Source organism: Ruegeria sp. ANG-R, assembly GCF_000813985.1.
GTDB lineage: Bacteria > Pseudomonadota > Alphaproteobacteria > Rhodobacterales > Rhodobacteraceae > Ruegeria.
This window is the reverse complement of sequence record NZ_JWLJ01000012.1, coordinates 81,633-104,415: the sequence shown is the minus strand read 5'-3', so window position 1 is coordinate 104,415 and position 22,783 is coordinate 81,633. Positions and strand designations below refer to the sequence as shown.

At 59.2% G+C, this 22,783-nt stretch carries 23 protein-coding genes and 1 tRNA gene; 10 read left to right on the top strand and 14 right to left on the bottom strand.

Annotation, left to right across the window (positions count from 1 at the left end; genetic code table 11):
- Position 1: 1 nt before the first annotated feature.
- On the bottom strand, positions 2-874 hold the full coding sequence (locus RA27_RS20890) for an N-formylglutamate amidohydrolase (RefSeq protein ID WP_039543558.1): 873 nt from the start codon (positions 872-874) through the stop codon (positions 2-4).
- 149 nt (positions 875-1,023) lie between these two features.
- On the opposite strand from RA27_RS20890, the gene RA27_RS20885 reads away from it, so the two are divergent.
- Positions 1,024-1,098 (top strand) — tRNA-Val (locus tag RA27_RS20885).
- 91 nt (positions 1,099-1,189) lie between these two features.
- Positions 1,190-1,315 (top strand): type B 50S ribosomal protein L36, encoded by a 126-nt coding sequence (gene ykgO, locus RA27_RS20880; RefSeq protein ID WP_005648635.1) that lies wholly within the window; start codon positions 1,190-1,192, stop codon positions 1,313-1,315.
- Positions 1,316-1,397: 82 nt separating this feature from the next.
- On the opposite strand, the gene RA27_RS20875 is transcribed toward ykgO, so the two are convergent.
- Genes RA27_RS20875 through RA27_RS20860 form a run of 4 tightly spaced genes read right to left on the bottom strand, consistent with a single transcriptional unit; the run spans position 1,398 to position 4,552 of the window.
- A complete protein-coding gene (locus tag RA27_RS20875; protein WP_039543472.1) occupies positions 1,398-2,186 on the bottom strand; it encodes an ABC transporter permease subunit in 789 nt (262 codons plus the stop codon).
- The gene (locus tag RA27_RS20870) at positions 2,183-2,935 is read right to left on the bottom strand and encodes an ABC transporter permease (protein WP_039543470.1); all 753 of its coding nucleotides are present in this window, start codon (positions 2,933-2,935) and stop codon (positions 2,183-2,185) included. Before RA27_RS20870 ends, RA27_RS20875 begins: the two co-directional genes overlap by 4 nt.
- A 9-nt stretch (positions 2,936-2,944) precedes the next feature.
- Complete coding sequence (locus RA27_RS20865) at positions 2,945-3,709, bottom strand: transporter substrate-binding domain-containing protein (protein ID WP_039543468.1); 765 nt, start codon at positions 3,707-3,709, stop codon at positions 2,945-2,947.
- A 45-nt stretch (positions 3,710-3,754) separates the two neighbouring features.
- Positions 3,755-4,552 carry an ATP-binding cassette domain-containing protein gene (locus tag RA27_RS20860; protein WP_039543464.1) on the bottom strand — a complete coding sequence of 266 codons (798 nt, stop codon included), beginning with the start codon at positions 4,550-4,552 and terminating at the stop codon, positions 3,755-3,757.
- 77 nt (positions 4,553-4,629) lie between these two features.
- On the opposite strand from RA27_RS20860, the gene RA27_RS20855 reads away from it, so the two are divergent.
- From RA27_RS20855 to RA27_RS20825, 7 genes are all read left to right on the top strand, one after another.
- Positions 4,630-5,286 carry a TetR family transcriptional regulator C-terminal domain-containing protein gene (locus RA27_RS20855; RefSeq protein WP_039543463.1) on the top strand — a complete coding sequence of 219 codons (657 nt, stop codon included), beginning with the start codon at positions 4,630-4,632 and terminating at the stop codon, positions 5,284-5,286.
- Positions 5,283-6,467: a pyridoxal phosphate-dependent aminotransferase gene (locus tag RA27_RS20850; protein ID WP_039543460.1), complete on the top strand. Its 1,185-nt coding sequence runs from the start codon at positions 5,283-5,285 to the stop codon at positions 6,465-6,467. Before RA27_RS20855 ends, RA27_RS20850 begins: the two co-directional genes overlap by 4 nt.
- A complete protein-coding gene (locus tag RA27_RS20845; protein WP_039543458.1) occupies positions 6,464-8,068 on the top strand; it encodes a 5-guanidino-2-oxopentanoate decarboxylase in 1,605 nt (534 codons plus the stop codon). Before RA27_RS20850 ends, RA27_RS20845 begins: the two co-directional genes overlap by 4 nt.
- Before the next feature lie 3 nt (positions 8,069-8,071).
- Positions 8,072-8,854: an arginine deiminase family protein gene (locus tag RA27_RS20840; RefSeq protein WP_039543455.1), complete on the top strand. Its 783-nt coding sequence runs from the start codon at positions 8,072-8,074 to the stop codon at positions 8,852-8,854.
- 205 nt (positions 8,855-9,059) lie between these two features.
- A complete protein-coding gene (locus RA27_RS20835; RefSeq protein WP_039543452.1) occupies positions 9,060-10,076 on the top strand; it encodes a Fe(3+) ABC transporter substrate-binding protein in 1,017 nt (338 codons plus the stop codon).
- Positions 10,077-10,191: 115 nt separating this feature from the next.
- Positions 10,192-10,746 (top strand): helix-turn-helix transcriptional regulator, encoded by a 555-nt coding sequence (locus RA27_RS20830; protein WP_039543450.1) that lies wholly within the window; start codon positions 10,192-10,194, stop codon positions 10,744-10,746.
- The gene (locus RA27_RS20825; RefSeq protein ID WP_039543448.1) at positions 10,743-11,261 is read left to right on the top strand and encodes a GNAT family N-acetyltransferase; all 519 of its coding nucleotides are present in this window, start codon (positions 10,743-10,745) and stop codon (positions 11,259-11,261) included. Before RA27_RS20830 ends, RA27_RS20825 begins: the two co-directional genes overlap by 4 nt.
- 34 nt (positions 11,262-11,295) lie before the next feature.
- On the opposite strand, the gene glp is transcribed toward RA27_RS20825, so the two are convergent.
- The 9 genes from glp to RA27_RS23840 form a co-directional block, all read right to left on the bottom strand.
- Positions 11,296-12,540, bottom strand: coding sequence for a gephyrin-like molybdotransferase Glp (glp, locus tag RA27_RS20820; RefSeq protein WP_052265426.1), 1,245 nt, complete (start codon positions 12,538-12,540; stop codon positions 11,296-11,298).
- The gene (locus tag RA27_RS24495; RefSeq protein WP_052265425.1) at positions 12,533-13,021 is read right to left on the bottom strand and encodes a plastocyanin/azurin family copper-binding protein; all 489 of its coding nucleotides are present in this window, start codon (positions 13,019-13,021) and stop codon (positions 12,533-12,535) included. Before RA27_RS24495 ends, glp begins: the two co-directional genes overlap by 8 nt.
- Before the next feature lie 14 nt (positions 13,022-13,035).
- Positions 13,036-15,246 (bottom strand): HEAT repeat domain-containing protein, encoded by a 2,211-nt coding sequence (locus RA27_RS20810; protein WP_039543445.1) that lies wholly within the window; start codon positions 15,244-15,246, stop codon positions 13,036-13,038.
- A gap of 147 nt (positions 15,247-15,393) precedes the next feature.
- Positions 15,394-18,075 carry an arsenate reductase (azurin) large subunit gene (locus RA27_RS20805; RefSeq protein WP_039543443.1) on the bottom strand — a complete coding sequence of 894 codons (2,682 nt, stop codon included), beginning with the start codon at positions 18,073-18,075 and terminating at the stop codon, positions 15,394-15,396.
- Between the two features lie 14 nt (positions 18,076-18,089).
- Positions 18,090-18,659, bottom strand: coding sequence for an arsenate reductase (azurin) small subunit (locus RA27_RS20800; RefSeq protein WP_039543441.1), 570 nt, complete (start codon positions 18,657-18,659; stop codon positions 18,090-18,092).
- A 5-nt stretch (positions 18,660-18,664) separates the two neighbouring features.
- Positions 18,665-19,840, bottom strand: coding sequence for a cytochrome c peroxidase (locus RA27_RS20795; RefSeq protein ID WP_039543439.1), 1,176 nt, complete (start codon positions 19,838-19,840; stop codon positions 18,665-18,667).
- A gap of 11 nt (positions 19,841-19,851) precedes the next feature.
- Complete coding sequence (locus tag RA27_RS20790; protein ID WP_241484121.1) at positions 19,852-20,958, bottom strand: cytochrome c peroxidase; 1,107 nt, start codon at positions 20,956-20,958, stop codon at positions 19,852-19,854.
- A 295-nt stretch (positions 20,959-21,253) separates the two neighbouring features.
- Positions 21,254-21,460: a hypothetical protein gene (locus RA27_RS23845; protein WP_082025219.1), complete on the bottom strand. Its 207-nt coding sequence runs from the start codon at positions 21,458-21,460 to the stop codon at positions 21,254-21,256.
- Between the two features lie 311 nt (positions 21,461-21,771).
- Complete coding sequence (locus RA27_RS23840; protein WP_082025218.1) at positions 21,772-22,026, bottom strand: BolA family protein; 255 nt, start codon at positions 22,024-22,026, stop codon at positions 21,772-21,774.
- A 107-nt stretch (positions 22,027-22,133) separates the two neighbouring features.
- Between RA27_RS23840 and RA27_RS20780 the strand changes: the two genes are divergently transcribed.
- Positions 22,134-22,757: a DnaJ domain-containing protein gene (locus RA27_RS20780; RefSeq protein ID WP_039543434.1), complete on the top strand. Its 624-nt coding sequence runs from the start codon at positions 22,134-22,136 to the stop codon at positions 22,755-22,757.
- Positions 22,758-22,783: the final 26 nt, after the last annotated feature.

Sequence of the window (22,783 nt, the reverse complement as noted above, 5' to 3'; positions counted from 1 at the left end):
ATTACTCTGCCGCCAGCGACATCGGGTCGGCCCCGATACCGGCAATCTGGGCCGTGACCCGCCGCAGCAGATCCCGCAACGCCTGAAAATTCCCGTTCGGCTGGATCGTTTCCTCGTCCATATATAGCGAACGATCGATCTCAATCTGAATTGCGTGTTGATGCCGGGTGGGACGGCCATAGGTTTGCGTGACATAGGCCCCTGCAAAGGGTGCATTGCGCGCGACCTGCAGACCTGCATTGGTAAAGGCTGCCTCGATCTGGTCAACGATCACACCAGATGCAGCAGCGCCAAAACGGTCGCCCAGAACGATCTCGGGCCGCGCACTGCGAGAGCCGCCGGCCATCGCCACCGCCTCATGCGGCATTGAATGGCAGTCGACCAGAATCGCCTGCCCGAACATTTCATGCGATTCGGCCAGCAGAGATTTCAGACGCGCATGATAAGGGCGCCAATAGGTGTCGATCCGCAGGCGCGCCTCGTCCATGGTCAGTTTGCCACTGTAGATCGCCCGCCCATTGGCAACCACGCGGGGAATCACCCCAAGACCCGAAGAGACGCGCGGATTGTGGCCGTGACGGCGGGCCCCCTGTATCAATGCGGGGTCCAGTTCATCCGAACTGCGGTTGAGGTCCAGATAGGCCCGCGGCATGGCCGCAGCAAGCAGGGGTGCACCAAATTCAGCCACCGAAGCAAACAGCTGATCCACATAGGCATCCTCGGACGACCGAATCATATCGCGGTTCAGCACAGACCGTTGCAACAGCGAGTCAGGATAGGTCCGGCCGCTATGCGGTGATGCAAATACCACGCAGGATGTGCGGTCTGTTGGCATATCCAGAACATAGGCTGTATTTGGTGCGGCGTTGGGCATGGGCTCTCCGTTGTTCGCATTGAACATAGACCGGAAAATAGTTCTGCCAAACCCCTTGATCCCCCCAGCGACTCCTTTTATAGACCCCGCTACCGGCGCGGGGTTCCGCGCCCCATTTCGTTATGGGGCAGGTCACGCGACGGTTTCATGGGCGGTTAGCTCAGCGGTAGAGCACTTCGTTGACATCGAAGGGGTCACAAGTTCGATCCTTGTACCGCCCACCATGAATTCATTGTTCCGGCCCGCCGGAGCACCCGATTAACCCAGGCGCTGGCCACGTCTTTGATGAAGGCGCCGCAGATTGGAGACAGACCCATGAAGGTCAAGAACTCGCTCCGCTCGCTCAAGAACCGGCACCGTGATTGCCGGGTTGTGCGTCGCAAAGGCCGCGTCTACGTGATCAACAAGACGCAGCGCAAGTTCAAAGCTCGCCAGGGCTGAGAACTGCACATAACTCAATTAGAAAAAACCGCGCCATTGGGCGCGGTTTTTTTTGTTTGTCAAAGACCGCACAGGTGGGAAATCAACCGGCGCGCTTGCCTGTTCCCAAAACCTGAACTTCCAACCAGTGGAAGGCAAGGGCAATCAAACCTGCGATCAGAATGTAGAACACTGCCAGCAGAAGAAGCGGTTCATAGATGATGAACGTATCCGAGCGCACGCGAGAGGACACAGCATAGATATCGACAACGGTGATGGTCGCAACCAGTGGCGTTGCTTTCATCTGCAGGATGGTTTCTCCACCCAAGGTGGGCAGCACGTTGCGGATCGCTTGCGGCAGCCAGATCCGGCGGAACATGGTCAGCCTTGGCATACCAAACGATTTGGCCGCCTCCAGCTGACCTTTGGCAACCCCTTTGAAGGCGCCGCGCATGACCTCGCCCTCGTAGCCCGCATAGGAAAGCGTCAGTGCCAGCACCGCGTAGGGCCACGCCTGACGCAGATACGGCCAGAGCTCCGACGAACGTATCCACGGAAACTGAGGAAAGAGCGAGCCAAGCCCGTAATACAACAGCCAAAGCTGCAACAGCAGCGGCGTGCCCCGAATGATGGTGCAAAAAACCTTTGCAGGGGCCGCGAGATACCACGGGCCAATCGCCTGCGCCAAACCGAGTGGCACCGCAAGAAGAAATCCAAGAACGACGGTGACAACCAGCAGCCAGATTGACGTCCAGATGCCCTGCAAGGCAAGCGGAGTGTACTTCGGTATCCAGCCCCACTGCAGTGAAAAGGCACACCAGACGACGATCCCGGCAAATACCAGCATCATCACGATACGGTGCGGCTGCATCAAAGATCTGAAATCAATCATGTGCGCCCTCCTGTCAGAGAAGGCTGGCCGCGACGCGCCCATTTCTCGATCCGTGTAAAGATGACGCCCGAGCACAGCGTAACCATAAGATAGAGGAAACCCGCCGCCAGAAAAAAGGTGAAGTAAGCCCGAGTGCTGCTGGCGGCCTGCCGCGTTTCCAGCGTCAGTTCATTGAAACCGACAACCGCAAGCAGCGCAGTATCCTTGGTGGCGATCAGCCACAGGTTGGCCAGCCCAGGCACTGCGAAACTCATCATGGCCGGGATTGTCACGCGGCGCATGGTCATGAAGGCTGGCATCCCGAAGGATTTGGCCGCCTCGATCTGACCCGGAGGCACCGCCTGAATCGCGCCGCGCAGGATTTCGGTCGCATAGGCGCCCTGAACGATGCCCAATACCCAAATGCCGGCGGCAACGCCGTTGATTTCGACCCGTCCACCACCCATCGAGGATGAGATTTTGTTGATGATATCCGACCCAACATAATACAGAATCAGAATCAGGACCAATTCCGGCACGGCCCGAATAACGGTCGTATAGATGGCCAGAAGATCACGCGTGACCTTCCCGCCATACAGTTTTCCATAAGCTCCGAACAATCCGATCACCAGACCCAGCGCATATGCGCCAAAGGCGATCTGCAGCGAGTGGGACAAACCGCGCAGCAGGTTGCCCCCCCACCCCGGAGGCGAGAGCGACAGAAGCTCTGCGCTCTGCGCCAATCCCAGCGAATCCAGAAGTCCGGTCACAGCGACGGCTTAGTAGATGCTGGCCGAAAAGTAGTTCGAGGTGATCTTTTCGTGGGTGCCGTCGGCCAGAATGGCCGCGATGCCCTTGTTCAGCGCCTCACGCAGATCGTCCTGGCCCTTGCGGACACCGGCCCCGACGCCGCGGCCCAGAATTGCGGGATCATCCTTGACGGCACCCTTGATTTCGCAGCACGCACCCGCATCGGAGTTCACAAAGTCCGCCATGGCAATGCTATCGGCTTGAGTGGCATCGATGCGACCTGCGAACAGGTCCTGATTGGCCTCATCCTGAGTCTGATAGACCCGCAACTCGGAATCCTTGAAGTACTCCTGCGCATAGGCCTGATGGATGGTTGATGCCTGAATGCCAACGACTTTACCCGCCAGCGACTCGGGGGTCGCTTCGATGTCCATCGATTTATCGGCAACGATGACCGCAGGTGTGTTGTAGTAGGGATCGCTGAAATCAATGGTTTTCAGACGCTCTTCGGTAATCGACATCGAGGCCATGATGGCGTCGATCTGCTGACCGGTCAGCGACGGGATGATGCCATCCCAGGCCACGGGCGTGATTACGCATTCCAGCTCTGCGGCGGCGCAAACCGCATTGATGACGTCAATCTCCCAGCCGACCCAGTTGCCGGAACTGTCCAGTGAGGCGAATGGCGGATAAGGCTCGGCCGCGATGCCAATCTTCACCTCTTCGGCGCTGGCGACACCAGCCGACAGGATTGCCGCGGCAACGCCGGATGCGAGCAATTTCTTGATGTTCATTTTGTTACTCCCTTTTGGATTCGATTTTTGTTTTGTTTTTCCGGATCAGCCGACTGAACTGAGGAACTGTTTCAGCCGTGCCGATTCTGGGTTCCCAAAGACCTCGGCAGGTGGCCCCTGCTCTTCGATGCGGCCCTCGAAAAGATAGACAACGTGATTGGCGACTTCGCGGGCGAATTTCATCTCGTGGGTGACAAGCAGCATGGTGCGCCCCTCGGCGGCAAGGTCGCGGATTACGGTCAAAACTTCACCAACCAGTTCGGGATCAAGCGCCGAGGTCGGTTCATCAAACAGCATGACCGAAGGGTCTACCGCCAAAGCCCGCGCAATCGCCGCGCGTTGTTGCTGCCCCCCGGAAAGATAGGCCGGGTAAACATCGGCCTTGTCGCCAAGTCCCACTCGTTCAAGCAACTCATGCGCCCGCTCGATGGCCTGAGCTTTCGGAACTTTGAGAACATGCACCGGGACTTCGATCACGTTTTCCAGAAGCGTTCGATGCGTCCACAGGTTGAACTGCTGGAATACCATGGCCAGCCGGGTGCGGATGCGCTCAATCTGGCGTCGGTTGGACGGGCTGCCGTCGGCGTGCATCTCAACCTGTTCTCCACCGATGGTGATCTTTCCGGAACTTGGCGTCTCCAGAAAGTTGATGCAGCGCAGCATGGTGGATTTGCCAGAGCCCGACCCCCCGATAATCGCAACAACATCGCCTTTGTGCGCTGTGAGCGAGACGCCTTTCAGAACCTCCAGCTGGCCGAAGGATTTGTGCAGGTTTTCAACCTTTATCGCCTCTTGATTCGATGTCGCATCGTCTGCGGGTGTAACGGCTTTGGCTGTGTCCATATCCAAGAATCTTCTGATTTCAGCTTGCAGTAAGCCCCGAATCTCGCAATTATGCAAGTGTATAATAATTCCACGCCATGGATGAGCCCAACGTGCAGGACGACAGCCGCAAGTTTACACGTGAGTCCGCGGAATATCGGCGCGAGGCGCTGATACTGGCGACTCTGGACCTGATCGCCGAGATGGGCGTTCGGGGCGCCACGGTGCGTGAAATCGCCGCTCGTGCAAACGTGACCCAGGGCCTGATCCGGCACTATTTTTCATCAAAGGACGAACTGGTTCAGGCGGCATACGAGCATCATATGAATACGCTGACGGATCAGACCGCCGCCTCTTCAGGCGAGGGCACGGCGCTGTCCCGGCTGTCGAATTTCGTTGACGCTTCGCTGCGACCGCCAATTGTTGATCCCAGCGCCGTCGCCCTGTGGGCAGGGTTCCTGAACAAGGTGCAGCACGACCCGAAGATGCAGCGCATTCACCAGCGAACCTACAATTACTTCCGGGATCACCTTGAGACCCTGATCGTAGCTGCGCTGCGGGAATGCGGTCGTTCGGTCGAGGCATCCGAAGCAATGCAACTTGCCATCGCCTGCAATGCGGTGATCGATGGCCTCTGGCTTGAGGGCGGCGCGCTTCCGGATGCATTTGCCGAAGGCCAGTTGGCGCAGATCGGATTGGAATCGGTCAGCGCAATAATCGGAATTCCGTTGAAGAAAGAGGTGGAGCAGCCATGAGAACCACTGCTGTAACAAAACGACTGGCTGGTTTGGGTGGCGCCAAATGGGGCGTACACCTGAAAGCGCGTGAACTTATCCGGGCCGGAGCGGACATCGTCGAAATGACGATTGGTGAGCCGGATGTTCCCGTGCCCGACGCCCTGATCGAAACCACCGTAACCTCATTGCGAGCATCACGTACAGGATACTCGAACGGGCGCGGCGAGGCCGGTTTGCTGAACACGCTCGCCGAACGGTATTCAACCTCTCGCGGACGCGCGTTCGAGCCAGAGAACTTTCTGTGCTTTCCCGGAACGCAGACCGCCCTGTTCGCGGTCATGGCCGGTGTCGCTGAGGCGGGTGACGAAGTACTGGTCGGCGATCCGATGTATGCAACCTACGAAGGGGTTGTACGTGCAACCGGCGCAGATTTAGTATCGGTGCCCTTACGGCCCGAACACGGGTTTCGCATTCAGCCCGACGATATCGCTGCACGGATCACTCCGCGCAGCCGCGCCATTCTGCTGACAACCCCCCACAACCCGACCGGAGCGATCCTGACGGCTTCAGAAATTGCCGAGATAGGCCGATTGGCGATTAGGCATGATTTGTGGATCATATCCGACGAAGTCTACGAAGACCTGATCTTTGACGGTGTAAAGTTTGTCTCGCCCCTTGCCAATCCGGACCTGGCGGAGCGCGTCGTTGGAGTCGCCTCTATTTCCAAGTCACATGCGGCGCCGGGGTTTCGCAGCGGCTGGTGTGTTGGACCAGCGGCCTTTTGCGAGGCGTTGCTGCCCTATTCCGAAACCATGCTATTTGGAAATCAGCCCTTTATTGCGGACATGACCGAAAAGGCAATCCGTGACGGGTCTGAAGTCGCCCCCGGCATGGCCGCACGCTTCTCAAACCGGGCCAGTTTGCTGGCGGATCGTTTGCAGGCGGAAACCGAGCTTACCGTGCACCGGCCTGAGGCTGGGATGTTTGCACTTATAAATGTTTCGTCCACCGGGCTCGATGGCGAGGCGTACGCCTGGGATCTGCTGCAAGCCGGGGTTGCTGTCATGCCGGGATCAGCCTTCGGTGACAGCCTGAAACACTGGGTGCGTGTGGCCCTGACGATCAGCGATGATGATTTTGCCACCGCCGTGACCCGCATCATCGATCATGCCAACAGAAAAACGTGCGAGGTCGCATGAACGGAATTACGGTAGGCGAAGCGCTCGTTGCAGAGCTTCGGCGAAGGGGCGTGGACTGCGTTTTCGGAATTCCCGGAGTGCACACGGTCGAGCTTTATCGCGGCCTTGCGGCATCGGGCATTCGTCATGTGACACCCAGGCATGAGCAGGGCGCGGGGTTTATGGCTGATGGCTATGCACGCGCATCGGGGAAACCGGGCGTGGCTTTTGTTATCACCGGCCCGGGCTTGACGAATACGTTGACGCCCATGGCGCAGGCTCGGGCGGATTCGGTGCCGATGCTGGTCGTGTCCGGGGTCAATACAACCGCATCACTTGGAAAGGGCATCGGGCATCTGCACGAATTGCCCGACCAGTTGGGCCTTGCCCAAACGGTGGCGCTGATATCTGAACAAATCTCGGACGCAAGCGGGCTGGACCCGGCAGTGGACCGTGTCTTCCATCGGCTGGCCAGCGGGCGACCCGGTCCAGCGCATATCGAGGTTCCGTTAGATGTAGCGGCAGCCGGATACGCAGCTGGGCCACGTACGCCGCTTGCTCCTGCGCCCCCGACCGACCCGGATTTGATCCGGCAGGCAGCAACGCGATTGGCCGAGGCGCAAAGAGTTGTCATTCTGACAGGCGGGGGCGCGAAGCGGGTTGAAACCGGCCTGCGTGCACTAGCCGACACGCTGGATGCGCCTGTTGTGCAAACAGTGAACGCGCGCGGCCTGATGCACGGGCATCCGCTCATTGTGCCCGCCAGTCCCAGTCTAAGCGCGGTGCGCGAGCTGATTGAAAACGCCGATTGTGTGCTGGCTCTGGGAACCGAACTGGGGCCTACCGATTTTGACATGTACGCAACCGGCCGGGTTACGGCGATGCCAGGTTTGATCCGGGTGGATCGATGCCGCGATCAACTGTCCCGGCACAAGGCCGATCTTGCCATTCACGACGACGTCGACATGGTTGTGCCCGCGCTTCTGGCGGCGATTCCAACAAAGAAGACAAAGGGCGGGGGCGCCAAACGCGCGGCGCTTACGCGCGCCGCTGCGTGGAACGAAATAGGTGCAGATTACCGCCTTCAGGTTGAAGTACTGAACGCGATACGCGACGCCGTGCCAAGTGCGCTGATCGTCGGGGATTCGACTCAGCCGATTTATGCCGGAAACCTTTACTACGACCATGACCGGGCCGGTGGCTGGTTCAACGCGGCAACAGGGTATGGTGCACTTGGCTATGGGATACCTGCCGCGATCGGCGCAGCCATCGCTGCCCCCTCGGCCCGAGTGATCTGCATCGTCGGCGATGGCGGAGCCCAGTTCTCACTGCCCGAGATCATGGCAGCGGTGGATGAAAACCTGCCTGTCACTTTCATGATCTGGAACAATCACGGATATCGAGAGATCGCCGCCTCCATGCAGGATGTCGGCGTAACTGTCATCGGCTGCGATCCCTCGCCACCCGATTTTTCGGCGACCGCAAAATCATTTGGCATTCCGTTCGCAACAACCCCGGCCGAACCCGACGCCGTCGCGCGGGCACTGCGCGAAGCGGACCGCCTTGATGGGCCATCCATGATTGAAGTCACCGCCCCGAAATTCGAACACCGGAAAGATTGAACAATGACAGACCCGACCTTTGAGTTCACACGCGCCATCACCCGTCGACCGGCACCCACCATCGCGGGCGGGTTGCGCGCAGAGGATATCGGCAACCCGGATTTCGAAGGGATGTTGGCGGCACACGGCGCTTACGTGGCCGCATTGAAAAGCACCGGCGCCGAAGTCATCGAGCTTGATCCCCTCGACGCGTATCCTGACGCGCAGTTTGTCGAGGACACGGCGCTGTGCCTGCCCCAAGGTGCAGTGCTGATGCGCCCCGGCGCACCATCGCGGATGGGCGAAGTGGCCGAAATAGCACCGGCCCTTCGTGCCTGCTATGATACGGTTCACGAGATCGAAGGCCCGGGCCATATCGAAGGTGGCGATATACTGGTGACCGGTCGGGAAATACTGGTTGGCCGATCCGACCGCACCGATGCGGCAGGCGTTGCCGAGCTTGCCAAAATCACCTCTGACTGGGGTCACAAGCTGCGGGAGGTCTTCACGCCCGAGGGTGTTTTGCACTTCAAGACGGATTGCTCGCTGATGGATGCGGAAACGATCCTGTCTACCCGGCGACTGGATGCATCGGGTTGCTTCAATGGCTACCGGGTGTTGCATGTTGCCGAAGGTGAAGAGGCTGCCGCCAACGCGATCCGGTTCAACAATCTGGTCCTGATGGCTGCGGGCTTCCCGCGCACCGCGGACATGCTGAACCGCGCAGGCTACGAGATCGTTGAAATCGACAATGCTGATTGCGCCAAACTGGATGGTGGTATGTCCTGCCTCTCGTTGAGGTTCTAGACTCGATGCGGACGGTAGATATCTGAACGCGTACTAACGCAATTTGCGCAATCGCGGCCAGATCAATCCGATTGCAAACATCGTTAGCAGAGCGACCATTTGCCCTAGTAAATCTGTCGGATTTCCTTGCATCTTGTCCGAAATCGTCTAATTGACTGTTTCAGTCGGGTAGTACCCGCAGCGAATTCTAGCGTTGGGACACATCATGCTGAAATCTTCCACCTGCGTTGCCGCCGCTCTGTCGGCTCTGATAGCCACCTCGGCTACCGCCGAAGGCGAACTGAACCTGTACTCGTCGCGCCACTACGATACGGATGATCGACTTTACAGCGATTTCGAAGAGGCGACCGGTATCACGATCAACCGCATCGAGGGCAAGGCTGATGAGCTGATCGCCCGAATGGAAGCTGAGGGCGCGAACTCACCCGCTGATGTTCTGCTGACCGTCGACACCTCGCGCCTGTCGCGGGCGAAGAACGCAGGTATTCTGCAACCGATTGACAGCGCTGTTCTGGAAGAGCGCATCCCGGGCAACCTGCAAGACCTCGACAACGAGTGGTTTGGGTTCTCTCAACGCGGTCGGATCATCTTTTACAACAAGGATGAGGTCGCAAACCCCCCGCTGACTTATGCGGATCTGGCAAAACCGGAATACAAGGGCATGGTTTGCATTCGATCCTCAAGCAACACCTACAACCAGACCCTGCTGGCCTCGATCATAACACACGAAGGGACCGAAGCGGCGAAGGAATGGGCCGAGGGCATCGTCGCGAATATGGCGCGTGACCCTCAGGGAGGCGATACCGATCAGCTTAGGGGCATCGTTTCCGGTGAGTGCGGAATCGCCGTTTCAAACACCTATTACTTTGCCCGCGCCATCCGAAAGGATGTCAAAGGCGTATCGGCAGAGCGGGACGTTATTGGATGGGTCTTCCCAAACCAGGATGGTTATGGAGCACATATGAACCTGTCGGGTGCAGGTGTTGCCGCAAATGCGCCCAACAAGGAGAACGCGATCAAGTTCCTCGAATATCTGGCAAGCGATCAGGCGCAAGTCTACTTTTCATCCGGCAACGATGAGTTCCCGGCTGTCCCAAGCGTCGAGGTGGCGGCATCGGTCAAAGAGCTTGGCGAGTTCAAGGCGGATGAAGTGAACCTGTCGGAAGTTGCCAAGAACATCCCCGAGGCACAGAAGATCTTTAATGAGGTCGGTTGGAAGTAATTCGACCTGAACCCCGAACAGCGAAAGGTGCGGATTTTTCCGCGCCTTTTTTGTTGCACACATATAAATTTAAGACAATAATCCCATATACGGAATTGATTCCCATATCTGATCTATGCTTGATACTCTCTCAAACCGCCTTGCCAAACGCCTGAACGAACTGCGCCAGGGGCGTGGTTGGTCGCTGGAACAGCTGGCTGACCAAAGTGGTATCAGCCGCGCCACGCTGTCACGAATGGAAAACGGCGACGTCAGCCCGACCGCTGAAACCCTTGGCCGTCTATGTGCGGCCTACGGCCTGCCCATCTCGCGCCTGTTGATGATGGTCGAGGACAGTTTCGACCCCAAGGTTCCCTTTGAAAAGCAGCCCGAATGGCATGACCCCGAGACTGGATTTACCCGCCGGTCAGTATCTCCTCCTGCGACGGGGCTCAGCGGAGAAGTGCTGGAGGGTCATTTGCCCCCAAAGACAGTCATCACCTATGACACCCCACCCCAACCCGGACAGGAGCATCATCTGATCGTCCTCGATGGCGGGTTAACGCTGACGGTGGACGGTATCGACCACACACTCAGCGGCGGCGACTGCCTGCGCTATCACCTGTCCGGCCCCACGCGGTTTGAAACCGGATCGAAACGCGGCGCACGTTATCTGCTGGTACTGATATGATCACACGTTTGTCCGGGGCCTATTTCGACGAAGCGCTGGAGGACCTGGCTGATATTCTTCACGCCTGTGTCCAGACCGGCGCGAGTATCGGGTTCATCCTGCCCTTTTCGCGTGATGACGCCCGCGCCTATTGGCGGGATCGCGTGCGCCCCGGGTTGCACGCGGGAACGCTCGATCTGTTCGCAGCCTATGGCGAGGGGCGGGTTCAGGGCACAGTACAATTGATTCCTGCGGCCATGCCGAACCAGCCGCACCGGGCCGATGTCGCCAAACTGCTGGTCCACCCCGACGCGCGCCGTCGCGGGTTGGGTCGTGCACTGATGGCCACGCTTGAGCAGCGGGCGGCGGAGTTGGGGAGAACCATGCTGGTACTGGATACCCGCAGTTCCGACCCCTCGCGCATCCTGTACCAGTCACTGGGGTTCCGGGTCGCCGGCGAAATCCCGGACTATTGCCGTAACCCGTTCGAGGACCGGCTTGAACCCACAACCTATATGTTCAAAAAACTCGGCTAAGCGACTTTGGTTTGCGCTGGTCCGTCCCGAAAAGTCAGAACCTCAGAAACTCCAGCGGGTGGTCTTCCGGCAGATACCCGGTCTCTGCCGGGATCACCGCAAGCCCATCAGCCTGCGCCAGCAACGCCACGCGCCCGCTATACGAGGCAGCCAGCAATCGCAAACGCGGGCGACCGTCCGAGTTCGAGCCATCAATACGCACCGGACGGTATTCCTGCCGACCGGGAAGGCGCTGCAGCGGCTCGGCCAGAACCCCCCGCTCAGAGACCAACCGGGGACGACGCAATCCGGCACGACGCGCCATCATCGGCGATCCGATGATCCGCCAGGTGACATAGGCCGAAACCGGGTTGCCCGGCAGCCCGATATAAAGTGCATCGCCCCGGCGTCCGAACATGACCGGTTTGCCGGGCTTCATCGCGACTTTCATCACATCCGTCTCACCACCGATTTCGCTGAACAGGCGCGGCATATGATCCTCGTCCCCGACCGATACGCCGCCCGTCGTGATGATCAGATCAGAGGTATCACATGCCTCACGCAGAACCTGTTCCAGCAGATCGGGATCATCCGCGACCGGGCCACGGTCGGTCAGATCAACCCACGGCTTGTCCAGTAAGGCCAGTAGCATGTAGCGGTTGGAATTATAGATCTGGCCAGGGCTCAGTTCCTCATCCGGCTGCCGCAGTTCACTGCCGGTCGAAAAGATCGTCACCTTGAGCTTGCGGCAGACCCTGACCTGCCCGTGGCCGGACGAGGCCAATGCCGCAGCCTCACGCGGGCCAATCTCGCAGCCCCTGCACAGGATCGGCGCACCGGCTTTCAGGTCCTCACCGGCGCGGCGGATGTGTTGCCCCGGCCTGGGGCGACGCGCAAAACGGATATGGGTCGCAGACGCCTCACAATCCTCCTGCATCATCACGGCATCGAATTCGGGCGGAACCGGAGCGCCGGTGAAGATGCGCAGGGCGCTGCCGGCAGGTGCGTCGTGCGCTCCGCTATCCCCGGCAGCCACACGACCGCCAATAGGTAAATCGAACAAAGGACCGTCGCCCAGATCGCCGGTCCGGATCGCATATCCGTCCATCGCGGAGTTATCGAAGGCGGGCATATCGACCTTGCTGCTGCAATCCTCGGCGAGAACACGGCCAATCGCCTGTTGCAGTGGCAGAGTTTCGATGCCGGTTACCGGGTGCGCGACCGACAGGCCGCGCCGCAACGCTTCGGCGACGGTCAGGTACATATGAACATGCCTGTCGCAGGCGCATCCATCAGCCATTTCGAGCCTCCAGATATGCAAAGAGTTCCTCGAACCCGGCCCGTTCCGCCTCGCCGAGCTTGGGCAGATAGGCCTTGGCCTCTTCCAGATTCGCACCCGGATCACCAACCACCAGAAGCATAACCATACCGTGACGACCGTGCACACGGCAGCGGATGCCATAGACTCCCTCTTTCTCGAAGGTCAGGTCAAGCTCAGGCTTGCCGCGAATTTCGAAGACGCGCGCACCCACAGGGATCATCCTGGGGATAGCCGTCACCGTATGCCGCCCGGTCGAGCCCTTGAAGCGTACAGTGGTCCCCGCAGGGACTTGCAGGAACTTCGGCTCGAACCGGAACGTATGTGCCGGAGTGTTCGCGTTCAAGTCGATGACCTGATGCACGACGGCGATCTCGGGCAAGTCCTCGGCTTGCACTGCGGGGGCAACGAAAACCGTCCCCGCGACCAGCAACAACCCTAGTGCCTTGCGTACATTCAGCATCCGTCCCTCCGGTCTCAGCCCGTGCGGGCGCTTTCCCGCAGCAGATCAGCCAACGCGTTGATCATCACCGGCCATTGCGCGCGGCGATCTATATCGCGCAGCCCGGTCAGCAACTCGCGCCCAATGGACACCACAGCGGGGGTGCTGTCATTGACATAGGTCACGATACGCTGCTCTGGGTTGGCCAAAAGGAAGGGCACGATAGCCGCCCCCGCCTGATCCGGAGCGGTTTCCGACAAAAGCCGCATCGCCGCCTGGCGCACGGGGGCCGAGACGTCATCCAAAAGGCTGCGCGCCACGTCAGCGGTGCCATCCCACCGTGTCAGGATGCGCATGGCATCGATGCGGAAGGCGGTATCGCCGGTCTCCAGCATTGCCCTCAGCTTGGCACGCAAACTGTCCTGGGGTGGCATATCGGCCTGTTGCAACAGTTTCAGCGCCTGCAGCGAGAGAGATGCGTCGGTATGCGAGAGGCCACTGGTGATCAAATCGACCAATTGGCCCTCATCCATTGACGCACCCTCTCGGGCAATCGCTACCGCCAGTGCGGCAAAGGCTTGCTGGGCGACATCAGTGTCAGGGTCCCGGGCGATCTGCGCCAGCATGATCTGCATCCCTTTCACCTCGCCCAGCAGTCGGATGGCGGACAAACGGGTTTCGCGCTCAAGCGCCTCGGTATTGTCATCAAGCGCAACGCGGCGGCGTTTGGGATGGCGGGTTGCCTTGGCCAGCAACGCCTGTTCGCGCGGGCTGAGGGGTTGGACGTCGTCCTCTTGGGCCTCTTGCGTCATCTCAGCGGCGATGGCGTCATGACCAAGGATCGCACCAAGGCTTGACGTCGGGCCATTCTCTCCGCCTTTCGTGACATCTAGACCGGCCTCTTCCAGCGCGGCAATGTCGGTTTGCGGTTCGATTTCGGGTTTGGGTTCCTCTGGGGCGGACACGGGCATCGGAGCCAGCGCAAAGGACAACAGCAATTCGCGGCCCTGTTGCTGATTCACATGTGGGCGATCCGCATCGATGACAATCATCGCCAGCGATGCCAAGGCCTTCAACCGAACCGAGCGGAACGGAGACCGGCAGGCGCGCTGCAGCCATTCTGCCGCCTCGCGCAGGGGCGAGGTTGCCAGCGAATCGACAATGGCCCACTGGATGCGCTCGGCTTTGAGGTCATCTGCCTTGACCGCGAACAACTCATTCAAACGGTCGGCCACAAGTTCCGGCGCCAGTGCGGCCAACAAGCCCAGCGCTTGCGCCGAGACCTCGGGCTGTTGACCGGTGGCGAGGAAATCCAGCACCTGCCAGCGCAGATCCTCTTGGTCGGTTATCGGTGTTTCGCGGTCCAGCCGGTCGAGCAGAGCCAGCTGCACCTTGGCGCCGGGGTCGCGCATCATGCGGTCCAGCAGTTCGGGTTCCGAGAAGCCCGAGAGATTCAGTGTCGCGATACGAATATCCTCGACCGCGTCGGCCAGCGCCTGTTCGACCAATGCGGGGTCGCTTGGCATCAGCGCCTCATAGGCGATCAGACGCACGGCCCCGTCCTTGTCGGTGACAGCCTTGCGCAAAATGGCTTCGGCCTCGGTCCCGCCAACGGTGGCCAGCGTCCGCAGAGCGCAATGGCGCAGGCGGCGGTTCGAAGATTGGGTGAACACACCCAAGGTCGGCACCGCAGGCTCGCCAATTCCACCCAGCGCTTCGCAAGCGACATCGCCCAGCTCCTGCCCGTCTTCGTCCATCAGGGCCATCACGATGGGTTCAATCGCTGCCACGTCGCCCATCTGACCCAGTGCCTTGATTGACGCAATTTGGGTGTCGAGCCAGTCATCCCATTCGTCCTGATGCAGTTCGTCCTCGTCCCATGTAATCTCATCCCCGCGTCCGGTAACGAGGGTGCGCAGATAGGGCGCGGCCTCTTCCGATTTCAACTCGGCCAGAGCCGTCACGCAGGCGAGTTTCACTTCGCCGCAGGGGTCATGGATCAGGTTTTCCAGTAGCTGAGGCGCAGCCTCTTGCGCACGCAACGCGCCAAGCGCTCGGGCAGCGTCCTGGCGGACGTCTTCGTCGTCATCCAGCAACGCTTCGATCAAGGCCGGGCAGTTGCTTGCACCAATCGCAGCCAGCGCTTGAACGGCGCGCAGGCGGATCACGTCATATTCAGATTTTGCGTATTCAGAGAACAGGCTGGTGGCCTCATCACGCAGGGCGGTATCGGAATGCATGTTCATATCAGGTCTGCCATGTTTTGCGTTGGGAAAGGTTGGGTGAAAGTGGAAGACAGGTTTCCCAACCGATACCTGCCTTCCAGGTGGTCCCTTCTGCAGTGGGACCAGACCCGAGGGGCGGCATGGCGTCCGCCCCCCGGAAAGCGGTCATCAGGCGATGTCGCGCGGTGCAAAGGACATCGTGCGGAACGAGGTCTTGTAGGGGCTCGGCCCCAGTTTGCGCAGCTTGGCAACGCCCATCTTGTAGTTGTAGTTGCCGCTGATCCAGTCGACGATCCGGCCCTCAAGCGCATTGGCAGGCTGCTGCATGTGCAGGAAGTCCATGTAAACCACGCTTTTCTTGATGGCGGGCGTGACCATGGCCACGGCGGTGATCGCCGCTTTTGTCAGTTCGATATGCCCGTTCTCCATCAGTTTCGAGAACTGGAAGTCATCGCCTTCCACACCCAGCAGCGTGTGTTTATTGCCTGGAACACGCTCCGAATAGACCATCACATAGTCGCCACTTTCGATGCCACGCTCGGCTGCATCATCGGGATGGATTTCGACCCAGTTTTCCGGCCAGCGCTGCACGATGTACGGGCGGCGGCGATCGTCGAAACCGGACTGCCAGCGTTCGTTGATCCGACCCGAGGTCGCCCACAGCTCGCCTTCTTCCTTATTGGGTTTCAGCCATTCCCAATAGTCCGAGAACAGGCCCCAGGGCGATTTCTGGATGTTGCATTTGCCGGTCTGGCTGTTGAAATGCGTGAGCTTCTTGTTGAACACATCCGCTCCGGCTGCTCCGGTTTCGGGCAGGGTGCGGGTTGTGTCATGAAGACGCTTGGTTTCAATCAGCGTGACACCGTCGGGATCCAGCATGACCGGGCATTGCACACCGTCGGTGCCGAATTCACGGACCTTCTGGTGCAGGCCTTTACCTTCCATCTTGGCCAGTCGGTAGACCGCGTGGAAGTCCTTGCGCGACCCGCGCGTAAAGCGCACGGCCTCTTCGGCAACCTCGTTCGAGTTCTGCCAGTCGAACCCGTCAAAGCCCATCCGCTGTGCCAGTTGCGCAATGATCCACCAGTCGGGTTTCGCCGCACCGGGCGCATCATAGAATTTCTGGTACAGACGCAGGCGGCGTTCGCCGTTGGCGCGCAAAAAATCCTCTTCGCCCCAGGTCGCTGCGGGGAACACGATGTCTGCGTAACGGTTGCCGATCGGATCCTGCAGATAGATGTCTTGATTGATCACCACCATACCGCCGCTGTCGGCGCGAGCCTTCAGCGTGTCGATCATCTCTTGCTTGTCGAAGCTGGTGATCTGGTGCGGGTTGCGAACGGTCAGTTCCTCAAACTTGTCGGCCAGCTGCTGCGATCCGCACATGGATTGGATCCAAGTGGTGCCGATCACATGGGCCATACGTGTGTGACCTGCGATCAGATACCGGTCGGTATCCATGGCGCGGCGGCGGCGACCTGGCAGTTTTTCGGGCGATTTGTTGCGCGGGTATTTCCCGCCCTTCACGCCGCCCCGCTGGTGACCACCGGCCCGGCCAATGACCTGACCCGGACGACCGCCACAACCACAGATGATGCCCAGCGCGGAAATCGCTTGTGTGTTGCCGGTGTTGTTGGACCAATAGAAACCTTTCTCGATCATGACCGAGGTTTTAGGCCGTGTGCCATCTGCCTTGGGTTTGGCAAGCCATTCGGCAGCCGTATAGATCTTCTGCACGTCGATCTCGGCCATGGCTGCAGCGGTTTCAGGCGCGAATTCGTCCTGCGATAGTAGCCACTCTTTCCAATCCTCGAAACCCTTGGTCTGGAACTTGCCCCAGGTCGTACGCCACTGCCATGGCGTGTTCCGAGTACCCTGACCGAAGCCGGACGAGCTTTCCCACTTGTTGTTGACCCATTTCTTGATCCAGTCGCTGTCTTCCCAGCCATTTTCCACTATGACGCGGGCGATGGCGTTGACGACCAACAGGTCGGTGCCGGGCAGAACGTCGATATGCAGGCCGCCCATTTTCTCGGCATGGGCCACACCGGCAGACCGGCGCGGGATCAGATAGATCTCTTTCTGACCGTTCTGCATCCCCTTCATCATCCACTGGGTATAGAGGATGGTCTTGGTCTCATACGGGTCGGTACCGCAGACCAGAAGGGTTTCCGCATCGCGCCAGTCCTCATAGGAGGGGCCAAAATTGTCAAAGCCCGCATCCCTGAAACCGGGGGTCGAGGTCACATCGGACGGCGTGTCGTGGAAGGTGAAGTTGGCAGTATTGATATGGCGCAGCGCGTATTTTGAGATCGCATAAGTGTTCTCGATATACTGATAGCTGAAGGTCTTCACACCATAGGCATTGGTGCCGTGCTTGGCGATGACGTGGTTGCCCACCTCCGCCGCCACATCCAGCGCCAGATCCCACGGGATTGGCATCAATGTGCCATAGATCCGCATCAGCGGTGTCTTCAGACGGTCACGTGTCGGTGTCTGCGGGTTATAGCATTTCTGCGCGATACACCCGCCCCGCAAGGAGCTGTCGCCGTCGGTGTTGACGTATTGTGTATCCTTGTCAGGGATGATCACCACGTGGTGGGGCTGACCTTTGTGCAGAACGATATTGTGCTGGTTCGGCGCGACCCAGGCACCCAGCGGTGCAACGGGGAAATCCTCGCCAAATGCGTTCTCGTTCGCTGTTGGGCCACCGGGCTTGGCCGTCACGGGCCAGCGATAGACTTTGTAACCACAGGCCACGATGCAGTAATCGCAGGCGGTCGAGATGACCTCGGCGCCTTTGGGCGGCAGCGGGACGTTGGTTTCGGGCACGTAATACGGGGTTGCCATGATACCGTTTCCCCTTAAGCAATCAGGTTGTCGTAGCGGCCATAGATCAGGCCGAACATGCCAACGGCGTAGATGTCATCGCCGTCCAGCTCCAAAAGGACCTGCGGCAGCGACTGATAGGCCTGCCCCGAGACGAGGATGCCGTGCCGTGTCACGTCATAGGTGGACAGGTGCAGCGGGCATGGGCCCAGCACCTTGTGTTCGGGCTTGTAGCTGTCATACATCGACCCGCCTTGGTGGGTGCAGGTGAGGTTGAAGGCCACAACGTCCCGCTGAGGACCGATGCCGCCGCCACTTTCCACGCCGGTCTTGACCAGGATCGAGTCCGAATAGTCGCCTTCATCCGGGTAGTAGAACTCGACCGGCACATCCTGCTCCAACTCGGACAGTTTGCCAATCAGCTTGCGTGGATAGGTGGAGACCAAGGCGGGAACTTGTTCAGCCTGGCCATGGCGGGTGGGCATGGCCACCATTACGGCAAATGTCGTGGCCCCCGAGGCGAACAGGAATTGGCGGCGGTTCACGGTGCAGGCCTTCTTGGCCTCGCCCGAACAGCTGCATCCGGTTGCGTTATGATCTGTCATGACACTTACTCCTCTGCTGCGACCGCAGGGAACGGCTGGTAATCCGGCAGGTCGGGTTCTTCGACCAAGATTTCCTCGCCGGACAGGGATTTCAGGAAGGCCACCAGATCCGCCTTTTCCTGATCGTTCAGGCCAAGGGGTTGGATCAGCGGGGATTTGTTTTCAGCGAACTCATTCTCGCCACCGCCCTGATTGTAGAATTCGACCACATCCTCAAGCGTCTCCAACATGCCGTTATGCATGTAGGGCTCGGTATAGAGGGTGTAGCGCAGGCTTGGCGTACGGAACTTACCCTTGTCGGCCTTCTCCTTGGTACGGAAATAGAAGCCGGGGTCGTCCTTGGTGTGGCGGTACATCTCTTCGGTCGAGCCTTTGGCGTAAAGTTCGTACCGGAAGGTGATCTGCGCCAAACCGTCCTCCTGCCAGCCATCATAGGGCGGAACGCCGGTGTTGTAGTATTTCTCATCCGACAGCAGCGCTCCGTTGTGGCATTCGGAACATTGCGCCTTGCCGGTGAACAACTCCAGCCCGCGTTTCTGTTCCTCGGTCAGCGCCGCATCATCCCCGCGCAGATAGTTGTCAAAGGGCGTGTCGGTCTGAACGATAGTCCGTTCAAACGCGGCAATCGCCCGCCAAGCGTTGCCGATGCGTGGCCACTGATCGCCGAACACATCGTTGAACCGTTCGACATATTCAGGGACGAAAGCCAGACGGGCCTCCATCATGTCGGCCTCGCCATTACCGGCGACCGCACCGCTTGCGGCGGATTTGGCCTGGCTTTCAAGGCTTTTGCTTGAGCCCGCCCAGAACAACTTGCCGTAATAAGCCGAGTTCACGATCGTCTGGCTGTTGCGCCAGTGGGTCGTGCCCGGATACCCGAACGAGATTTTTGCTTCGACGTCCCAGCCCATATACGGGTTGTGGCAGGCCGAACAGGGGGTCGACTCGTTCCCGCCCAAACGTGGGTCAAAGAACAGCATCTTGCCCAATTCGATCTTGGGGGGGGTCTGTGGGTTATCCAGTGGGATGGGTGGTGCGCCCAGCGCCACTAGAGGTGCATCCGGGTCAGGGTCTGCCCCGCCGATACCGGCCTCAATCGCCATGCTGTCTGCAGAAAATGCCTGTGAACCGAGGGCGACGAACACGGCCGCGGTAGTGAAATAAGACTTTAGGTCTGTCATGGCTACACTCCTCAGTTTGTCGTTTCGCGCCAGTTCTTGATCGGCGCATAGTCCGTATCGATTTCCTCGGCGACGAAGTCAGGACCGATCAGCGGCTCGCCGGACAGGGCTTTGAGGAAGGCAACCAGCTGAACCTGCTCCGTCTCGGATAGGTTCAGTGGCTTGATGCGCGGGTCCTTGTTTGCGTCCTCCCCACCACCGGCATTGTAGAAGGCCACCACATCTTCGAGCGTTTCCAGCGTGCCGTTGTGCATATACGGCGCGGTATAGGTCAGCTCGCGCAGCGTAGGGGTCAGGAAGGAACCGAATGTGTCGGCGGTATGAGTGCGGATGTACGCCCCCGGATCGGCGCGCAGATTCATATAATTCTCGACGCCTAGGAACTTCATCATGGTCACAAAGGTGATATGACGTTCCGGCTCCGCCCAGATATCGGGGTTGTCGCCAACGCCGACATTATGCGGCAGATCATCCGTAAACCGCTCACCCGAATGGCAGGAGTTGCAGCCGCTGGCGTTAAACAGTTCGTAGCCCGCTTTGGCGTCATCCGACATCTCTCCGGTGTCAAATGCCGCACCGCGCGAGATCAGCGTTTTCAGATATTCCGGGATCGCGTTGCGGACACCGCCATTCGAAGGCTCGCCAAATCCGGCGGCTTCGAACATCTCGACATAGACCGGGTCCTGCTTGATACGTTCCTGCATCAGACGCATGTCCATGTTCATGGAATAGGTCTCGGTGATGCTTTCGCGGGTCACGTCGTTGAGGTTTGTGCCGATGCGCCCGTCGTGAAACCACGCGGCGCGCTTGGCGCTGTTGATCAGCGTCGGCACGTTGCGGAAATGCAGGCTGCCCGCATAGGCATCCGACAGGGCCTGCCCGTCGGTGAACCCGTTTCCCGGTTGGTGGCAGCTGGCGCAGGACAATTCCGTGTCGCCGGACAATCTCGGATCAAAGAAAAGTCGTTTGCCCAGGGCTGCCTTGGCGGGATCAAACTCTATGGCTTTTACCGAACCTGGCTGCTCTGCCTGGGCCCGGTGAACCGGTACCGCAGCGCAAATCGTCAACAGCGAAACTGTCGATAGTGCCGAGACCCATATTCTGGCTTTGGTCATCATTTGAAAGCCCCCTTTTTCGCTGGTCCGGTCTCGCCCTGTGGCCAGGGACCGGCACGGCGAACCATAAGGGACAGTTGTGTTGTGAGGATTTGATCGAGATTAAAGTCTGTGAAGAGATGTTAAGAAATGTAAAGATCACCTAGCTGACCAGACACCGAACAAATCTCGCAAGAGTTCTAATCTCCAATGGTTCTTGCGCGACAATAGGGATTTCGGCAAGTGTCAGGGTTTCGGCGTCATCAAAGTAGCTACTGACCAGAATCGCGGAATTATCGCTGCACACTGCGCGTTTCGGTTAGATCTTGTCCGACAGTGGAGCAGGCCCCTGCCCGGAATGATCCGGCTGAAGTATGCGCGGTGTGTGACCGTCAAACTCGTCAACTTCATAACAGCTGAGGGCAAAAGCCTTTCGATCGGCGTATTCGACCCTGAGGTCGGTGTCGGCGGTCGGGGCCGGGCCTTGCTCCCCCGCGCGAGCCAGTTTGCGTTCGGCCAGTTCCACCTATTGGCGCAATGCAAGTTCGCCCTGAAGCCGATGATGGTCCGAAGGATATATGCGACAAAAAGCGGTGTCAGGATCGCGATCACACCCACGAAGATGATCAACCCCAAGAACAGAAACGAACAGTCTCGAATCAACAACCCACATAAAGAGAAGGCCAGCACCATACCCAGCATACTCCGATCTGTTCTTGCTGAGGAGGGCGCAACTCGCAACGCTTCGCGGTTACGGCTCATGCACACGCCTGCATCGAGGCGTCAGCACGGGTCAGGCCAACCGGTGAAGCACGCACAAACCCGGCACCAGAGCAGTCATACGTCGATGTCCAACGCCAGCGCATGGATTCGCGGCACTATATCGCCCAGCGCCGAATGGACCGCGCGATGGCGGGCGACCCGGGATTGCCCCTCGAATGCCGCTGCCCGAATGCGGATATTGAAGTGACTTTCGCCTCCTTCGCGGTATCCGGCATGGCCACGATGGCTTTCACTGTCATCGACCACGTCCAGCTCACGTGGGTTAAATGCCGTTTGCAGGCGATTTCGGATTTCCTCGGTCACGTTCACTTTTATGCTTATCGGCAAATTAATTGCCGTCCCCCTCTTCTACTTTCGGCTGCTTAGATTAAACTGCTGCCTCCGAGTCGAAAAGATGCGTTCGTAAGGATGAGCAGATGGTAAAATCAGATCCCTTCGGGTTCGATATGTCCGTATCCACCGCCAAGAAAAAGAAACCGCGCGGACGCCGGGGCATGTCCGGCGCGTCCGAAACCTCGGTGCGAATCTGTGATCATGAGGGCTGTGAAGAGGCCGGCAAGTTCCGCGCGCCCAAGGCCCCGGATGTGCTGGATGATTTCTTCTGGTTCTGCCAGCAGCATGTGCGCGAGTATAACCAGAAATGGAATTTCTTCGACGGCACCACCGAGGCTGAGCTGAACGCCCAGCGCTCGAAAGATAAAGTATGGGAGCGCGAGACCAAGCCCATGGGCGACCCCGAGGCCCGCGCCTGGGCCCGTCTGGGTATCGAGGACCCGCACCAGGTGCTCGGAGAAAACGCAACCAAGAATCCCGGCCGCGCCAATACCGGTGGCCGCCGCCTGCCCCCGACTGAACGTCGCGCGATCGAGATTCTCGAAGCGCAGGATAGCTGGTCAAAGGCCGAGATTCGCAAAGCATACAAAAAGCTGATCAAGGTGCTGCACCCCGATATGAACGGTGGCGACCGGTCTCAGGAGGAACAGCTGCAAGAGGTCGTCTGGGCCTGGGATCAGATCAAGGACAGCCGGAGCTTCAAGTAAGGCAAAAAGGGCGCGGATCGACCGCG

What these genes read in the sequence shown, in the direction of transcription:
- RA27_RS20795 (WP_039543439.1), bottom strand. Translation starts at nt 19,840, where the DNA reads ATGACAGACCTAAAGTCTTATTTCACTACCGCGGCCGTGTTCGTCGCC.
- RA27_RS20810 (WP_039543445.1), bottom strand. Translation starts at nt 15,246, where the DNA reads ATGAACATGCATTCCGATACCGCCCTGCGTGATGAGGCCACCAGCCTG.
- RA27_RS20840 (WP_039543455.1), top strand. Translation starts at nt 8,072, where the DNA reads ATGACAGACCCGACCTTTGAGTTCACACGCGCCATCACCCGTCGACCG.
- RA27_RS24495 (WP_052265425.1), bottom strand. Translation starts at nt 13,021, where the DNA reads ATGCTGAATGTACGCAAGGCACTAGGGTTGTTGCTGGTCGCGGGGACG.
- RA27_RS20790 (WP_241484121.1), bottom strand. Translation starts at nt 20,958, where the DNA reads ATGATGACCAAAGCCAGAATATGGGTCTCGGCACTATCGACAGTTTCG.
- RA27_RS20830 (WP_039543450.1), top strand. Translation starts at nt 10,192, where the DNA reads ATGCTTGATACTCTCTCAAACCGCCTTGCCAAACGCCTGAACGAACTG.
- RA27_RS20845 (WP_039543458.1), top strand. Translation starts at nt 6,464, where the DNA reads ATGAACGGAATTACGGTAGGCGAAGCGCTCGTTGCAGAGCTTCGGCGA.
- RA27_RS20800 (WP_039543441.1), bottom strand. Translation starts at nt 18,659, where the DNA reads ATGACAGATCATAACGCAACCGGATGCAGCTGTTCGGGCGAGGCCAAG.
- RA27_RS20780 (WP_039543434.1), top strand. Translation starts at nt 22,134, where the DNA reads ATGGTAAAATCAGATCCCTTCGGGTTCGATATGTCCGTATCCACCGCC.
- RA27_RS20825 (WP_039543448.1), top strand. Translation starts at nt 10,743, where the DNA reads ATGATCACACGTTTGTCCGGGGCCTATTTCGACGAAGCGCTGGAGGAC.
- RA27_RS20850 (WP_039543460.1), top strand. Translation starts at nt 5,283, where the DNA reads ATGAGAACCACTGCTGTAACAAAACGACTGGCTGGTTTGGGTGGCGCC.
- RA27_RS20805 (WP_039543443.1), bottom strand. Translation starts at nt 18,075, where the DNA reads ATGGCAACCCCGTATTACGTGCCCGAAACCAACGTCCCGCTGCCGCCC.
- RA27_RS20835 (WP_039543452.1), top strand. Translation starts at nt 9,060, where the DNA reads ATGCTGAAATCTTCCACCTGCGTTGCCGCCGCTCTGTCGGCTCTGATA.
- ykgO (WP_005648635.1), top strand. Translation starts at nt 1,190, where the DNA reads ATGAAGGTCAAGAACTCGCTCCGCTCGCTCAAGAACCGGCACCGTGAT.
- RA27_RS20865 (WP_039543468.1), bottom strand. Translation starts at nt 3,709, where the DNA reads ATGAACATCAAGAAATTGCTCGCATCCGGCGTTGCCGCGGCAATCCTG.
- RA27_RS20875 (WP_039543472.1), bottom strand. Translation starts at nt 2,186, where the DNA reads ATGATTGATTTCAGATCTTTGATGCAGCCGCACCGTATCGTGATGATG.
- RA27_RS20855 (WP_039543463.1), top strand. Translation starts at nt 4,630, where the DNA reads ATGGATGAGCCCAACGTGCAGGACGACAGCCGCAAGTTTACACGTGAG.
- RA27_RS20890 (WP_039543558.1), bottom strand. Translation starts at nt 874, where the DNA reads ATGCCCAACGCCGCACCAAATACAGCCTATGTTCTGGATATGCCAACA.
- RA27_RS20860 (WP_039543464.1), bottom strand. Translation starts at nt 4,552, where the DNA reads ATGGACACAGCCAAAGCCGTTACACCCGCAGACGATGCGACATCGAAT.
- glp (WP_052265426.1), bottom strand. Translation starts at nt 12,540, where the DNA reads ATGGCTGATGGATGCGCCTGCGACAGGCATGTTCATATGTACCTGACC.